The 15626-nt window shown below is 38.2% G+C and carries 14 protein-coding genes; 4 read left to right on the forward strand and 10 right to left on the reverse strand.

Annotated features, from left to right (window positions below; all coding sequences use genetic code 11):
• Positions 1-178: 178 nt before the first annotated feature.
• From ABJH98_RS19695 to ABJH98_RS19720, 6 genes are all read right to left on the reverse strand, one after another.
• Positions 179-913, reverse strand: a complete 735-nt coding sequence (locus ABJH98_RS19695; protein WP_348309496.1) for a methyltransferase domain-containing protein — start codon at positions 911-913, stop codon at positions 179-181.
• Positions 914-1011: 98 nt separating this feature from the next.
• Positions 1012-1407, reverse strand: coding sequence for a nuclear transport factor 2 family protein (locus tag ABJH98_RS19700; RefSeq protein WP_348309497.1), 396 nt, complete (start codon positions 1405-1407; stop codon positions 1012-1014).
• 145 nt (positions 1408-1552) lie between these two features.
• Complete coding sequence (gene fabF / locus ABJH98_RS19705) at positions 1553-2800, reverse strand: beta-ketoacyl-ACP synthase II (RefSeq protein WP_348309498.1); 1248 nt, start codon at positions 2798-2800, stop codon at positions 1553-1555.
• Between the two features lie 8 nt (positions 2801-2808).
• Positions 2809-3369, reverse strand: coding sequence for a TetR/AcrR family transcriptional regulator (locus ABJH98_RS19710; protein WP_348309499.1), 561 nt, complete (start codon positions 3367-3369; stop codon positions 2809-2811).
• A 33-nt stretch (positions 3370-3402) separates the two neighbouring features.
• Positions 3403-4512, reverse strand: a complete 1110-nt coding sequence (locus ABJH98_RS19715) for a sulfotransferase (RefSeq protein ID WP_348309500.1) — start codon at positions 4510-4512, stop codon at positions 3403-3405.
• Positions 4512-5135: a hypothetical protein gene (locus ABJH98_RS19720; RefSeq protein ID WP_348309501.1), complete on the reverse strand. Its 624-nt coding sequence runs from the start codon at positions 5133-5135 to the stop codon at positions 4512-4514. The genes ABJH98_RS19715 and ABJH98_RS19720 overlap by 1 nt, the downstream gene beginning before the upstream one ends.
• Positions 5136-5258: 123 nt before the next feature.
• Here ABJH98_RS19720 and ABJH98_RS19725 point away from each other — a divergent pair, with 123 nt between their 5' ends.
• On the forward strand, positions 5259-6839 hold the full coding sequence (locus ABJH98_RS19725; RefSeq protein ID WP_348309502.1) for a SulP family inorganic anion transporter: 1581 nt from the start codon (positions 5259-5261) through the stop codon (positions 6837-6839).
• Position 6840: 1 nt separating this feature from the next.
• Here the strand turns inward: ABJH98_RS19725 and ABJH98_RS19730 are convergent, their stop codons facing one another.
• A complete protein-coding gene (locus ABJH98_RS19730; RefSeq protein ID WP_348309503.1) occupies positions 6841-7338 on the reverse strand; it encodes a hypothetical protein in 498 nt (165 codons plus the stop codon).
• Complete coding sequence (locus ABJH98_RS19735) at positions 7335-8270, reverse strand: glycerophosphodiester phosphodiesterase family protein (RefSeq protein WP_348309504.1); 936 nt, start codon at positions 8268-8270, stop codon at positions 7335-7337. The genes ABJH98_RS19730 and ABJH98_RS19735 overlap by 4 nt, the downstream gene beginning before the upstream one ends.
• A gap of 153 nt (positions 8271-8423) precedes the next feature.
• Here ABJH98_RS19735 and ABJH98_RS19740 point away from each other — a divergent pair, with 153 nt between their 5' ends.
• Positions 8424-9470: a saccharopine dehydrogenase NADP-binding domain-containing protein gene (locus ABJH98_RS19740; RefSeq protein WP_348309505.1), complete on the forward strand. Its 1047-nt coding sequence runs from the start codon at positions 8424-8426 to the stop codon at positions 9468-9470.
• On the forward strand, positions 9470-12202 hold the full coding sequence (locus ABJH98_RS19745) for a FlgD immunoglobulin-like domain containing protein (RefSeq protein WP_348309506.1): 2733 nt from the start codon (positions 9470-9472) through the stop codon (positions 12200-12202). The genes ABJH98_RS19740 and ABJH98_RS19745 overlap by 1 nt, the downstream gene beginning before the upstream one ends.
• Positions 12203-12205: 3 nt before the next feature.
• On the opposite strand, the gene ABJH98_RS19750 is transcribed toward ABJH98_RS19745, so the two are convergent.
• Entirely contained in the window at positions 12206-13372 is a 1167-nt protein-coding gene (locus tag ABJH98_RS19750) for an aspartyl protease family protein (RefSeq protein WP_348309507.1), read from the reverse strand.
• 105 nt (positions 13373-13477) lie between these two features.
• Entirely contained in the window at positions 13478-14071 is a 594-nt protein-coding gene (locus ABJH98_RS19755) for a sigma-70 family RNA polymerase sigma factor (RefSeq protein ID WP_348309508.1), read from the reverse strand.
• Between the two features lie 284 nt (positions 14072-14355).
• Here ABJH98_RS19755 and gldJ point away from each other — a divergent pair, with 284 nt between their 5' ends.
• Complete coding sequence (gene gldJ, locus ABJH98_RS19760; protein ID WP_348309509.1) at positions 14356-15585, forward strand: gliding motility lipoprotein GldJ; 1230 nt, start codon at positions 14356-14358, stop codon at positions 15583-15585.
• Positions 15586-15626 lie beyond the last annotated feature (41 nt).

Here is a 15626-nt window from a genome sequence, read left to right on the forward strand (position 1 = left end):
AAAGTTTGCCAGGGTTGGCTCCACTCGATTGGTTAATAATAATTTTTACAAAGGTAGGCATTTAATTTTTAGTCCTACAAATGCCGAAACGGGAGGGGCTAAGTTTTGTTTTGTAAATTCGTATCACAGCCACTTGCACTTCATCCGCTAACAGGAAAATTCTACAATTTATTGGATCTCACTTCTTCAGACATGTCACGTATCTTAGCTGCCAATTGATAAGGTATTCCTCTTCAAACCGAAAAGAAAGTAACCGTTCGGCTTCAGTTTTAATCTGACTCAAGGTCGCTTCACTAATACCAAACATTAATTGCAAATATCTTAAGCCCGTCTCTTCCTCTTTGCCAAGTTTCCAAGTATACTTTTCTAACTTATTAGAAACCACATTGAAATTATCAAGTAAATCATCGATTAAGGATTCTGAAATGAAGTTTCCCTTATGACCAATGGGGTTATACTTGTCTACAAAAACATTTAAAAATTCATCCTGCTCGCTTCCTCGTTCCACATCACAACATACAAATGCCCCTCCAGTCTTAAGCACTCGGAGAGTCTCTTCAAAAAATAAAGACCTCATGTTTTCCTCCACGTGATGCAGCGCAGCACAGCAAGTAACCATATCTGCTTCAGAATTTTCGATAGGCAGTTTGTCCCATGTACAAAGCATAATATTACTATAAGAGGCAAAAACTTCTGAAGTTTCTAATGGCTTAAAATTGACTGTATTTGGTAAATATTGTTTGAGATAACCCCCTCCGCTTGGTATATCTACAACAACAGCTTGATTTGATGGTGTATATGAATTGAAAAGCTTTTCAAATTCTGTGGCACGAGCTTGAGGCAATAACTTCATTGCTTCATCATATGAATTGCCTCTGGCATTAAATATATCTTGATAACTGTTTAAGTTCATAAGGCAGCACCCTCTTACGGACGATGAGAAAATCAAAAATAACAACTTAAGTAAATGAAAGCATTTTAATACTCTCTTCTTGGTATTTTCAAATCTGATCAGTACATATTATTGGGATTGGCAGATGTTTCTGGAATTTGTTGAATCGAATCCCAGTGCTCAACGATTTTGCCTTTGTCGTCAAAACGGAAAAAATCCATGGTTACGTACTGGTCATTGCCTGGCCAGATCTGGTGAGTATGCAAAGCCACTAAATTTCCCTCCGCAATTATTCTCACGAATTCGATGCTCTTTTGGGGATACTCTTTTTGCATACGTTCAAAATAATTAATGAAACCCTGTGTGCCATTGGCCACGTCTGGGTTGTGCTGGATATAGTCATCGCCAACATACAACTCAACAGCTTTGGCTGGGTTGCCCTCATAGGCAGTTTTGTAAAAAGCGACTGCATTTTTCTTGTTTTGATCTGGATTCATATTGTTTAAGTACGTCATTGCGAGAAACCTGTTTTGCTAAAGCAAAATAGGTGACGTGGCAATCTCCATCCGACTTCTACAACATGTTAGGTAAGATGAATAAGATTGCCGCGTTGTGCATTTGTCTTTCGCAAATTTGCACGCCTCAATGACGTAACTATTTTTATACGCCCTTAAAGATTGAAATGGCATTATGGCCACCGAAACCGAAGGTGTTGCTCATGGCTACGTTCACTTCTTTTTCTCTGCTTTCTTTGGTTACGATATCATGATCACCCACGATCTCAGGATCGATAGTTTCTGTATTGATCGTGGGAGGTACGACGTTGTGATTGATCGACTGAATAGAAAGAATCGCCTCAGCCACTCCAGCCGCACCTAACATATGACCAGTCATAGATTTTGTACCACTGATCACCGATTTGTTTTCATATCCATTCATCAATTTGGCAATAGCCGCTGGCTCACTCAAATCACCTACCGGTGTAGAAGTAGAGTGGGTATTGATATAATCCAGGTCAGAAGGTGTCAGATTCGCTTCTTTCAGTGCCCATTCCATCGCGCGAAGTGCTCCAAGTCCTTCTGGGTGCGTAGCTGTCATGTGGTAGGCGTCATTGGTCATAGCCGATCCAACCAATTCTGCATAGATTTTTGCCCCACGTGCTTTGGCATGATCATAGTCTTCGAGGATCAATGCACCTCCACCTTCACCCATAACAAAACCATCGCGGTCTATATCGTATGGACGAGAGGCCCCAGCAGGGTCGTCGTTTCTAGTAGATAATGCTTTCATCGATCCAAAACCGCCAATACTCGCTTCCGTAATTGGCGCCTCAGATCCGCCCGTTACAAATATTTTGGCTTTGCCCAATTTGATATAATTGAAGGCATCCATGATCGCAGTATTGGTAGTCGCGCAGGCAGAAATCGTGGTGAATCCAATACCCATAAAGCCATATTTCAAAGCAATCATGCCACCACACATATTGGTCAGCATTTTAGGGATTAGGAATGGATTGAACTTCGGCTCTTTGTCTTTCTGCATGAAGTATTGCACCTCTTGCTCTAGCGTTTCTAATCCCCCCTGACCTGTACCCCAGATCACACCCACGTCAAATGGATCCATTTTGTCCAACTCAAAGCCTGAGTCTGCTATGGCTTGTGCCGCAGCGTACAAACCGTATTGACTGTACAAGTCTGTTCGTTTGATTTCGTTTCTGTCTAAATATAGTTTTGGATCGAAACCTTTGACTTCGCATGCAAAGCGAGTTTTAAATTTTTCTGCATCGAAATGGGTAATGGACCCGGCACCACTTACCCCATTTACTGCGTTTTCCCAAAAGGTTTGCACATCGTTGCCCAGTGGGGTGATAGCACCCATGCCCGTGACTACTACTCTTCTTTCAGCCATTGTATGATTTAGTTATTTGTTATAACAGATTGAATAATTGAATTTTTTATGGAGTCGAACACATTCTCTTTCATTACTCTATCGAGTAAAAGTGAAGAAAGTAACGAAGATATGATCAGTTCTGCTTTAGCTCTTGGCTCCTCATTGAAACTGAATTCACCATTTTGTAATCCCTCTTTCAAAGTCAGCGTCAGTCGATCAAGAATATATTTTCCCATTTCACAGAGCTTATTTTGCATGCCTTCCGGCAAAGCCTCCACAGATGAACTTAATGCACCCATCAAGCAGGACCATTTACGATCTTTGCTTTTTTGATAAATACTGATGAAATCCTGAAGTTGATCGCTGGGAGACATTTGATGCCAACTATCTTCTTTGCTTTTGAATAAATCTATGCTGTCCTGAATAATCGCGACACCCAATGCTTCTTTAGATGGAAAATGATAATGCACAGCAGCATTTTTCATATTTAGTTTTTGACTGATGTCTTTGTAACTAAAAGAATGGTAGCCACGCGTTCTAATGAGCTCTTCGGCCAGATTCAATATTTGCTGTCTTGTATTTGACACAACACAAATATACTTACTAGTAAGTAAGTATTCCTAAACGATCTCGATATTTTCTGGAATATGATAGTCAAATGCTTTGAATGCGAAAGCCCATTCCTTGACCACTCGGTCCAATTCTGGCTTTGAGATTTGGTAGCTATTCTTTTGATATCCTTTTTGCGCCTTAATATATTTTTGAATTTCTGGCTTAGCTTCGTCCCAATTTGAAAAATTTAATGACTCGTAAATTTTCTCTACATAGCGAAGAGGTTCTTTTTCAAAGTTTTCAAAGCATAACTCAATGATTCGCCCTTTTGGAATCAATTGACGCTGATCTAAATACCGTTTCATTAAACGTGAGTATAAATTAATGATTAGATCAACCAATTGCATTTCTGTGGTACGCTGAAATTGTAGCGTAGGAAAAAGGGATAAAAAGAATTTTTTTATTGACAAATAGACAATCACTGGGTTACGATAGATATGCAGAAATTTTGCGTTTGGATATAGTTCCAACAATTTATCTATTCGACCAGTATTTACTGGATTCTTCAAAAGAACACATTTGCTCCCACCATTTTTTTTGGCTTTGGCGATAAGCTTTTTATAAGCTGATTTCCACTTGCTCACTGCTTTTGGGTTTACTCCTTTGAAAGCAATGGCCTGATCAAACAAGTCTTCAAACTGATCTGGAAAATAAAAGAAGTCATAAAAAGAAAGTCGTTGCATATTGCCTAAAGCGAATTCATCTTCCTGAGGCAGGTCAATCCCTAATTTCACATTATCACTAGGGCGCTTATCAGGCATATTCATTTTCATGAAGTTCTTGAAAATGAATTGGCTATGCATGTTGTTGGGGAAAAGCGATTGATAAGTTGAAACAAAGCTTGCATTAGGATCTTGACACAACAAATTGTGCAAAAAGGTAGTGCCACTTCGCCAATGACCGATGATAAACAGTGGTGATTGATTGGTCGCTGTCTGCTTAGATTCTTGAAGTTTTTCCCAAAGGTGAAAAGGACTAGCCGCTGCGCAAACTAAACCCGTCAAAATGACTTTATGAAAATAGGCAGAGTCCACTCGACCCGAACGGATGGTTTTGATATAATTGCTCCACGTGCTGCCTGATAGCGTCGATATCGGTGGTATCTTAAAATCTGACATCAATCATTGGCTGGAAAATTTTCATCCAAATGTTCCAATGTTAGTTCTATCTGTTTTGATAAATATTTTTCCTGAGAATATAATTCATGAATAAATCCGCCCAACATACTATAAGCTCTTTCAAAGTCTTTTAATGCAACTATGTCAGGGTCTGAGACTGATTGAAGCAGCAATTTTTGAGTGCTTTTTACTCCATCCTCCATATTCATATATACAGACGAAATCTTATTCACTGTATTATAATCCATAGAAGAAACCGCATGCTTTCTCTTTGCTGTTTCAAACGATATTTCACTCAATCTTGGTAAAACCAAATTCCTTTTCTCTTGTGAGATATCAGCTAGAAAATATATGAAGTTTTGATATGGTTCCATTTTGCCGCTATCATATTTGTTTTTGATCATTTTCAATCTCTGTATCATCAGCATATGATAATGTGCACAAGTATCTGCCTCCTTTTTATTTTCCAGTAATTCAAGGCGAATATTTTTTATCGCCTCTTTTAGGTTTTCTTGCTCTTTTCTATAGTCTCTATATTCATTGACTTGGTAAGCCAAAAACACCGCAAGAAAAACCGGCACCATATCTAGTGCAAGTTTCTTTAATGTTGAAAAAGTATTCATATTAGATTGATTTTATACAGCGTGTCTCCTCAAATATGGGATATTTATAATTTACACATAGACTATGAGCTAATGAAATAGTCTTCTACCTTTGCACCCCATTTTAGAAAAATCTTAATTTTTATGTTTGAGCTGATCAAGAATAAAACCCAAAACGCCAAAAATGATATTCTTTCAGGAATCACAGTTGCTCTTGCCTTAGTGCCAGAAGCTGTTGCCTTCGCCTTCGTTGCCGGCATCGATCCTATCATTGGTTTGTATGGTGCTTTTATGGTTGGCTTAGTCACTGCTGTGATTGGTGGTCGCCCTGGCATGATTTCGGGTGCAACTGGAGCCCTAGCTGTAGTAATGGTTTCCTTAGTAAAAGAAGGAAATGCCTTAATGCCAGGAGTAGAAGGCGCTGGAGTGCAATATCTATTTGCCACTTTAGTGGTTATGGGTCTATTGCAAATGGCAGCAGGAGTCTTCAAACTTGGAAAATTTGTTCGATTGATCCCTCATCCAGTGATGCTTGGATTTGTGAACGGTTTGGCGATCGTAATTTTCCTTTCACAACTGGGCATGTTCAAAGTAGAAGGACAATGGTTAGCAGGTGTCGATCTTTGGGTAATGCTTGGTCTGGTATTGTTGACAATGGGAATCATGTTCGGACTACCTAAAATCACCAATAAGATTCCCGCAGGATTAGCAGCCATTGTTACCGTTTCCTTAGTTGTAATATTTGGAGGCGTTGATACGCAAACCGTATTGTCATTTGTACAATCCAATGGTGGATCAGGTATCGAAGGAGGCTTACCTTCTTTCATGATTCCACAGATTCCATTCACTCTAGAGACACTATATTTTATATTTCCTTATGCATTAATCCTTGCTGCCATAGGATTAATCGAATCTTTGATGACTTTGACACTGATTGACGAAATCACCGAAACCAGAGGAAGTGGCAACAAAGAATGTGTGGCTCAAGGTACGGCCAATATCGTCAACGGATTCTTTGGAGGTATGGGTGGTTGCGCCATGATCGGTCAGTCCATGATCAATGTAGAGTCTGGTGGTCGCGGTAGATTATCTGGAATAGTGGCTGCATTAATGTTACTCTCATTTATTCTTTTTCTTTCTCCTTACATCGAGCAGGTTCCTATTGCTGCATTAGTTGGTGTAATGTTCATGGTGGTGATTGGCACTTTCGCTTGGTCTAGTTTTAGAATCATCAACAAAATACCAAAAGCGGATGCTTTTGTTTTAATTCTAGTTTCAGCTGTTACAGTCATCTTCGATTTGGCAATCGCTGTGATATGCGGTGTTATCGTTTCTTCCTTGGTATTTGCATGGGAAAATGCAACTAAAATTCGCGCACGAAAAACCTTAAGAGAGGATGGTATAAAAGTTTATGAGATTTGGGGACCACTATTTTTTGGTTCTATTCAAGCATTCAACGGTAAATTCACACCAGTAGAAGACCCTGAGCAAATCGAAATCGATTTTATAGATTCTAAAGTATCAGATCACTCTGGTGTAGAGGCCGTTAGAATTGTAGTCAACAAATATGAGGCACTAGGTAAAAAGGTGATGTTAAAACACTTGAGCCCAGATTGCAAAAGAATACTTCAAAAAGCGAACCCTAAATTTAAAGATATAATCATTACGGATATTGACGACCCAAGATATTATGTAATGACTGGGTCGGCGGGAATAGAAGTCTAACTTAAGGGATATCCTTTTTTTCAATAAGGATACTTTGCTCGTCCTCTGTCAATTTTAGATCCTCAATGATGGTATTCAATGTTGGTCTTTTTATTGATAATAAAATGGTTGACACGATATATCCCACTATAAAATAAGAGCTGGCTGTGAGATAAAGGCCACAAACACAGATCGAACTGGCCAGAAAAAATGCAAGATACTTTTTTACAGATTCAGACTTGTAACTATTAAGTTTGTCACGCATTGATCTTTTAGGTTCTCCATTCTCCAAGAAGGTGGCAAAACTTTTATTCGCCTGAAATATGATGGCTGCCGAAGCAAATAAAAGTGCAATCACAATCAAATTATACCACAGACCAGCAATTATAGATACTAATTCTCCTGACTGCTTCAATAAGAGCAAATAACCGAAAGGCACTAGTGAGGCTGCAATAAATAAATTGAACTGAAGATAAATCTTATTGTAATATTCCTCTCCGTTTTTGTAATGATTGGTCAAGGCGTCTTTTCGTCTCCTGCTGCTCTTCTTCTATCCAATTGCTTCAGTTCTTCACGGATTTCAACCATTCGATCTGGATAATCAGTAATGATCCCATCTAATCCCATGTTCAACATTTTGAGCATGTCTGACCTTTCATTGACCACATAGGTATAAACCTTGTAGCCTCTGGCATGAAATCTAAAAATTCGTCTTTGAGACAGGGTCTTATAATGGGGGTTCAAGGTGCCATAAAACTCGTGCATGTTTCTATGGTCAGTAAAACTCTTGGCATTAATATAAAAAGCAAGCAAATGAGTTTCATCTTCACCCATCATTATTTTTTTCATTTCGATCGTAGAATCAGCTTCGTAAGCATGTTCTAAATATTGCTCATCATACGCTTGGATAATACACCATTCCATGGCTCCTTTTTCATCGATTATCTCAACAATTCGCTCTGCGAAGCCATCGTAGTAGCCATGACCCTTAGACTTAATATCAATTATTAATTCCATTTTGCCATGTATTAAATCTATGGTCTCTGCTAGTGTAGGAACTTTTTCTCCTTGAAACTTTGGTGAAAACCAATAACCTGCATCCAGTTCTTTGACTTCCGCTAAGGTCATTTCATGAATTCTACCTTTTCCGTCCGTAGTTCTTGACACTTCTTCATCATGAAAAACTACCACTTCACCATCTTTAGTATAGTGAACATCCACTTCAATCATATCAGCGCCCATATCCATGGCAATCTGAAAAGAAGAAAGTGTGTTTTCTGGTGCGTAGCCAGCCGCACCTTTATGACCTACTATCTTAAAGTTTCGTTTTTTGATTTTTTCCAGACTTTCACTGGCAATATATCTTTGATAAAACCAAGGTTCATAAAGCCACATAAGACCCAAAAAGATCATCATAGGAAGCGCATACCAGATAAAATTGCGGCTGTTCATTGACATAGGAATATTAAATCTGTTTGTGGCATTAAAAATACAACAAGTCGCTTAACATAAAAAACTTGATGAACCAAGCTCACATTATTCTAGTTAATTAAAGGTTGGTATTGTACAGATTTACTTAATTTCCAGATTCAAAAGATTATACACATGAAATTTCTCATCTACGGAGCTTACGGTTACACAGGCCAGCTCATTTCCAAATTGTCAAAAGAAAAAGGGCTCGACCCTATACTTGCAGGTAGAAATGAAAGCAAGACCAAAGATTTAGCCACCCAGCTAGGTTTGGCCTATCGTTCTTTTGATTTGTCTGAATCAGAAAAATTGATTGAGGCACTCAATGAAGTAGATTTAGTGCTACACTGCGCAGGCCCATTTTCTACTACCGCCAAAGTCATGATGGAGGCATGTCTCGAGACTAAAACCCACTATTTAGATATTACTGGAGAAATTGAAGTGTTTGAGTTAGGAGCTTCTTTGGATCAAAAAGCAAAAGAAGCCGGAATTTTGATCATGCCTGGAGTAGGATTCGATGTGGTGCCGAGCGACTGTCTGGCTAAATATTTAAAGTCCAAACTTCCAGATGCAACGCATTTAGAATTGGCTTTTATGAGTGAATCATCTACTTCTCGTGGCACAGCGCTCACCATGACTCAGGGAATAGGCAAAGGCGGGGCCATCAGAAAAGAAGGAAAAATCATTCCTGTTCCACATGTTTATGCTTCACGGAAATTAAACTTAGATGGAAAAGAAAAGAATTTTGTGTCCATACCTTGGGGCGATGTATCCACGGCCTATCGAAGTACAGGCATTCCAAACATCATGGTATATACAGCCATGCACCCTGGTCAGGTCAAAAAAATGAAAACTGTGCAAAAATGGAAATGGTTTTTTAATCTCGGTTTTGTCCAGAATTACCTACAGAAAAAAGTAATGAAAACAGTTACAGGCCCTTCTGAGCAAATGAGAGAAGACAGCCATTGCTATTTGTGGGGAGAAGTGAGGAATGCTTCAGGAAAATCTCAGTCTGCCAAGCTTATTACCCCAGAAGGGTACAAACTCACGGCTATCACATCCATAATGATCATAGAAGAGTTGAGTAAAAATATTTCACAAATCGGATATCAAACTCCTTCCATGTTGTTTGGTGCTGATTTTATTTTGAATGTTGAAAACACCAAACGAGAAGATATTTAATGAGAGTTTGGACAAATATGCTGAGCGTTTTATTTGGCATTTGGTTACTAGCCTGTGAAGAAAATAAACATCAGAATGAAATACCTCAACTTCCTCAAGCCCCATCAACAATAGGAAGTAAGGAAAATCCATACGCCAGATTTGAATTTGAGCGAAAACAACTAGTTGACCCACAAACCAATGAAATACCTCGAGGCATACATAACAAGGAGATAGCTTTTGTCCAAAAAATTAAATCTGATAAAGCATCCTCAAGAATCAAAGAAGAATCATGGACATTAGCAGGCCCAGCCAATGTTGGTGGAAGAACGAGAGCCTTGGCTTTTGATATTCGAGATGAAAATATTTTATTGGCTGGAGGGGTGTCAGGGGGTATGTGGCGCACCACAAATGGTGGAGATAACTGGATCAGAACTAGCCAACCATCAGTCATTAATAGTGCGACTTGTATCATTCAAGATCCTAGAATTGGCAAACGAGATACGTGGTATTTCGGCACAGGAGAATTAAATGGAAACTCTGCCAGAGCAACTGGAGCACCATATAGAGGTGATGGTATTTTCAAATCGACAGACAATGGAGAATCCTGGGATATTTTAGTATCTACCAGCTCCAACAACCCTGCTTCATTTGACAGTCCATTTAATTATATATGGTCTTTGGCTATCAATCCAATAGATGAGTTTTCTGATAATATAGTATATGCTGCCATCTATGGAAATATTGTGAGGTCAGTAAATGGAGGTGATAGTTGGGAAAAAGTATTGGGTGAACCCAACTTACTTGAGGATACGTCAGGAGATTTGAACAATTCGAATGCTTCTTTTTACACCAATCTGATGATCACGCCATCAGGAAAAATGTATGCTTATTTGAGCACATCCACAGGCAATGGATTCAAAGGCATTTTCATTTCGGAAGATGGAACCAACTGGACAAATATTACTCCTACAGGATTTAATTCTGTCTCAGAGCGACTGGTCATGTCATTCGCTCCATCCAACGAAAACATTCTTTACTTTCTGGTTGAGGGTACAGAAGTTCAACTTTGGAAATTAGAAAATGGAAATTGGATAAATCGTTCGCAGCATATTCCCGATGAGAATTCTGAATTTGAGAAATTTGATAGTCAGAACTCTTACAACATGGTCGTAAAGGTTCATCCTGATAACCCGAACATTGTATTTATAGGAGGAACCAATTTATATCGATCAACTGATGGGTTTGCCACTTCTAATCACATATCACAAATAGGGGGTTATGATATAGAAGACTCAAATCAGCTCTATGAGAACCACCACCCTGATCAGCATGAACTCATTTTCTTATCAGAAACTGATCATATGTTGTCAACTACTGATGGTGGTGTACATAAAACCACAGACAACCTCTCCGCTGATGTTGAATGGCGCTCTTTAAACAACAACTATGTTACTTCACAGTTTTATACATTGGCCGTTTCTAAAAATGAGAATGGAGATGAAATCATAGGCGGCATGCAAGACAATGGCACTTTTTTGAAATCTGAAACAGGAACAAACCCTAATTGGGACTCGGTTTTAGGTGGAGATGGAGGTTATTGCGCTAGTACACCTGACAATACATTTTGGTATATGTCATTTCAAGAGGCTGGGATTTTTCAAATCGCATACAACTTTGACGGTAGTATTAATATTTGGGCCAAAGTTGATCCAAGTGGAATAGTTAGAGAAAATCATCTTTTTATTGCTCCATTCGTACTGGATCCAAATAATTACAACAGAATGTATTTGGCAGGAGATAGTGCCATTTGGAGAAATAAGAACTTGACTGAAATTCAAAAATTCAAACAAGTAACTACCTCCACAAACTGGGAAGTAGTAACGGCCACAAGTAGACCACAAGATATTACAGCATTAGATATCTCAACCAATGTCGCACATATTTTATATTATGGGACAAGTACAGGAAATGTTTTTAAAATTACGGATGCCAATTCCGTCGATGCTCAAGTACAACAAGTTTTCTCACAAGAGGGCTATGTCTCTAATATTTGTATAGACCCAAATAATGCTGATCAAATTCTAATTTGCTATTCAAATTACAACATTCCAAGCTTGTTTTTATCAGAAGATGCAGGACATAGTTTTATTGACGTTGGAGGAAATCTGGAAGAAAATGCAGATGGAACCGGAAACGGACCTAGCATTAGATGGTCGGAAATGGTGGCATTAGAAAACGGCAATTATAAATATTTTGTTGGGACAAGTACAGGGCTCTATAGTGCAGACGAACTTGTTGAAAATGAAACATCGTGGCAAAAAGAAGGAAATGAATCTATTGGAAATTCAGTAGTAACTATGATCGACTATCGATCATCGGATGGAAAAATCGCAGTCGCTACGCATGGAAATGGTGTATTTGAATCTAAAATAGAAAACACCAAAACCGTTTTAACCGAAGCCAAACAAGAAGAAAAGTTAACATTGGCCAATGGTTATCCAAATCCTTTTAAGGATGAGTTTCATATCAGTCTCACACTTCCAAGACAAAGCACTTTAAAAATTTACATCACAGATATTTCAGGGCGGATCATAAGAACCTTGCTGAACTCTCCTCAGTTTGAAGGTGATGTAACAGCAAGTTGGAATGGAAAAAATGATAATGGTACACCTGTTAGCAATGGCCTTTATCAATATTTCATCATCTTTGACGGAAAACCCTACAGTGGAAAAATGATTCTTAACAAGTAATTTCTACAATAATGCTTTCAAAGACAGGTTAACAGATTTTTCTTCTCCATTTTGAGATACTACAAGTTTAACTGTTTTACCTGATTGAACTAGTGCCTTTTGAATTCCAGGGAAATCCACTTCAGACAGTGCTTTCTTGCCATCTATACTTATCAATTCTGCATTTACCTGAAGACCCACTGCCTCTGCTACGCTTCCTTCAAAAACCTGATGTATCAAAACCTTCTTTTTGTCTTTAGACAGTTGAATATCTATTCCACTACAATTGACAGTAAAATGGTCATCAAAATTTTGATTTTTCTCCATATAAATCAATTTGGCAGGTAAATCAAATATGACATTGTACCTACTGAGAATTTTATTGCCTAATATCCCGGATACCTTTTCGTTAGCTTGGGTTCCAGTCTTGGCTTGACTTATTCCAATAGGAAGGTTATCCAGTTTTTGGTTTCCAAAAGTGAAAGATTTCACCATGCCTTCATAGTGTTTAGTTTCTTCCTGCGAAATGCTCTTTACGTAATAATAATAATGATCGCCTGTTTTGTGGATGACATCATATTTTTTTGCATATGGCGAATTAAAATCAAGTGTAGTTCCTGCCCCTGTCATTACAAAAAAGGTTCCTGGGTGAGGCTCTCCGTTATTAAGCACAACACTTCCTTCGATTGTTGGAATGGCAGTATTCAACTTGAATGGGATCGGCTCTCCTTTTTTAGGGTGTTGGCCATGTTCATATATTTCAAATTTCATGTTATCGTAGTCGATTCTCACCGCGTGATGGTGCAATAGATCATAACCAATGATTCCATCAAAGTCTCGCCCCAAGCTAATTTCCAAATGATCTAAATCAGTAGAATAAACTTTAATATTCTTTTCTAACAAATAATCACCGATCTCCAACTTATTATGTTTTATCAAAGCGCCTGAAACAGTGCCTTGATTTAAGACCACTTTCTCTTTTACTAGGTGCAGCTGATCAGCAATTTCTTCATCTATGACGGTGATTCCATCGCCAGAATCAAAAATGAAATCTAAAGGTTCAGATCCATCAACACTTAATTGAATAATGATATGATCTCCAAAAAGTTCAAAAGGAATACTCTTTGTAGGTGTTTGTGCAAATATCTGGGTTGCGCTGAGACAAAGTAAAGCTAGAATTACTCTTTTCATGGTGGATTATAGTTATTTCGAAATCTTAAGTTAGAGAGACTTTGGAAAGAAATGAAATAAATAGACAGTTATCCCTAAACTAACGGGACAGATTGATGAAAGGCATTATTTAGTAGCAGCTGAAATATCCTCTTTCAGCGTTTTTATTAGGCCTTCAAATTCCCCAAGGGTTGCATTCTTGAAATTGCTCATTAGACTTGAGAGCTTGCTAGGTTCAAGAGCGAAACGTTCTTTTTCTTGAGTTAGCTTTTGTTGTGCTCGACTTAGCAACTGGCGACAATTATCAGATGTCTTGCCAATAATCGATGGTAAATCCGAATACTCAAAATTAAAAACCTCTTTCAAAACGAATACTGCTCGTTCAGCAGGTGCCAATTTTTTGAGTATAACTGCCAATGAATCCGAAATTTCTTGTTTGATGTCCAAATAAGAAATATCCGAATTGATTCTGAAAGAAGGAAGATTCGGCGCCATATTCTCAAACAATTCGTCCTTTTTCTTTTTCAGATGATTGATGCTCAAATTTCGAACTGAGGAAATCAAGTAGGCCTTTGCATCTTTTACTTCCTTTTTTTCATTTTTGAACCAATTCAAAAATGTGTCTTGCACCATATCTTCTGCAATAGCTGAACAACCAACTATCTTATACGCGATGGTGTGAAGTAATGGACGATATATGGCTGCTTCTGCTTGTGACATTGCTTATTATGCAAATTTAACTAAAATTTTATTGATTGAATAAGCACTTTAATTGAGTAAAATATTGATATGCTTTTTCTTAATTTGACTAAAAGGTGTGTACATGAACAATATTTTAAATATTTTTGGATTCTATATATAGATAAAATTGTTAATCTCTGAGAATAGACAAGAACTTAATACATGGGAAAAATTGTGATTATTTTCCCTGCTTGCATTTTACTATGTTTGTTTTAAGAAAAATTGTCCTTATTTTAGGAGCTTGAATAAAATTTGAGTTTGTTATGAAAAAATTTGTTCCTTACTTAAACGCATCAGCAATTCTTGTTGGTCTCACAGTGGGTATTTCCTCTTGTGGTTCGCTGGGCGGTGGTGGCCATGCTACCAGTAGTGATCCTGGCGGATACAGTACCGCTACAGGTCTCGCATACAACGAAGAAGAAGGTGATTTTCAGGTGAATGACTTTAGAGGTCAGCCGGAAGGTCCTAATTTGAGATTCATTGAAGGAGGTAGAACCATCCTTGGTAGTTTCGAAGAAGATGTTGCTAATTCTAGTGACAACCACGAAAGAACTGTAACTGTAGCTTCATTCTATATGGATGAAACTGAAGTGGCAAACATTCACTGGTTAGAATATCTACACTATGTAAGACTCGATTCATCTCGTGAATTTTATGAGTCTGCTTTGCCAGATACTACAGTATGGGCTAAAAACTTAGCATATAACGATCCTTATGTTGATCATTACTTAAGGTATCCTGGTTTTAGGTTTTTCCCAGTAGTTGGGGTGACTTGGAAGCAAGCACAAGATTATTGTTTGTGGAGATCTATTGTAGTTAATCAAAAATTGGCAGAAGATGCTGGATACTATGATGAGGCAATCGAAGCGGAAGCTGATTTACCATCTGCAGGTAGAATTCCATTAGAGTCTGGTTTTATACTACCAAACTATAGACTCCCTACAGAGGCTGAATGGGAATATGCTGCTTTGGCTCTGATTGGAACACAATGGTTAGATGAAAACCAAACACACAGTAGACTTTATCCATGGGATGGTCATGCACTAAGAAATCCTTATGGAAAGCAGTTGGGTACATTCCTTGCAAACTTCAAAAGAGGACGTGGTGATTATGCTGGTATCGCTGGTAAACTGAATGATGGTGCTATGATTACCACTTACATTTACGACTATCCTCCAAACGATTTCGGGCTTTATAATATGGCTGGTAATGTCAATGAGTGGGTACAAGATGTATATCGTCCACTTTCGTACCAAGATTTTGATGATTTAAACCCAGTAAGAAGAGATGGTTTCTTGGATGAAGAAGATGGTTATGATTTCTCAAACTACAATTCATTAATTAATGATAGAGTAAGAGTTTATAAAGGAGGGTCTTGGGCAGATGTAGCTTATTGGATGTCTCCAGGACAAAGAAGATACTTAGAAGAAGATTCAGCGACGTCTACCATCGGCTTCCGATGTGCAATGATTAGAGCTGGTACGAACTACTAATAAAATAACAAACTTAGATATGAAGGCCGGTTTTCGAATCG

It is taken from the genome of Reichenbachiella sp. (assembly GCF_039969095.1).
GTDB lineage: Bacteria > Bacteroidota > Bacteroidia > Cytophagales > Cyclobacteriaceae > Reichenbachiella.

Coding starts and splice junctions, on each gene's coding strand:
- fabF (WP_348309498.1), bottom strand. CDS start 2,800: ATGGCTGAAAGAAGAGTAGTAGTCACGGGCATGGGTGCTATCACCCCA.
- ABJH98_RS19745 (WP_348309506.1), top strand. CDS start 9,470: ATGAGAGTTTGGACAAATATGCTGAGCGTTTTATTTGGCATTTGGTTA.
- gldJ (WP_348309509.1), top strand. CDS start 14,356: ATGAAAAAATTTGTTCCTTACTTAAACGCATCAGCAATTCTTGTTGGT.
- ABJH98_RS19725 (WP_348309502.1), top strand. CDS start 5,259: ATGTTTGAGCTGATCAAGAATAAAACCCAAAACGCCAAAAATGATATT.
- ABJH98_RS19755 (WP_348309508.1), bottom strand. CDS start 14,071: ATGTCACAAGCAGAAGCAGCCATATATCGTCCATTACTTCACACCATC.
- ABJH98_RS19715 (WP_348309500.1), bottom strand. CDS start 4,512: ATGTCAGATTTTAAGATACCACCGATATCGACGCTATCAGGCAGCACG.
- ABJH98_RS19700 (WP_348309497.1), bottom strand. CDS start 1,407: ATGACGTACTTAAACAATATGAATCCAGATCAAAACAAGAAAAATGCA.
- ABJH98_RS19740 (WP_348309505.1), top strand. CDS start 8,424: ATGAAATTTCTCATCTACGGAGCTTACGGTTACACAGGCCAGCTCATT.
- ABJH98_RS19720 (WP_348309501.1), bottom strand. CDS start 5,135: ATGAATACTTTTTCAACATTAAAGAAACTTGCACTAGATATGGTGCCG.
- ABJH98_RS19735 (WP_348309504.1), bottom strand. CDS start 8,270: ATGAACAGCCGCAATTTTATCTGGTATGCGCTTCCTATGATGATCTTT.
- ABJH98_RS19695 (WP_348309496.1), bottom strand. CDS start 913: ATGAACTTAAACAGTTATCAAGATATATTTAATGCCAGAGGCAATTCA.
- ABJH98_RS19750 (WP_348309507.1), bottom strand. CDS start 13,372: ATGAAAAGAGTAATTCTAGCTTTACTTTGTCTCAGCGCAACCCAGATA.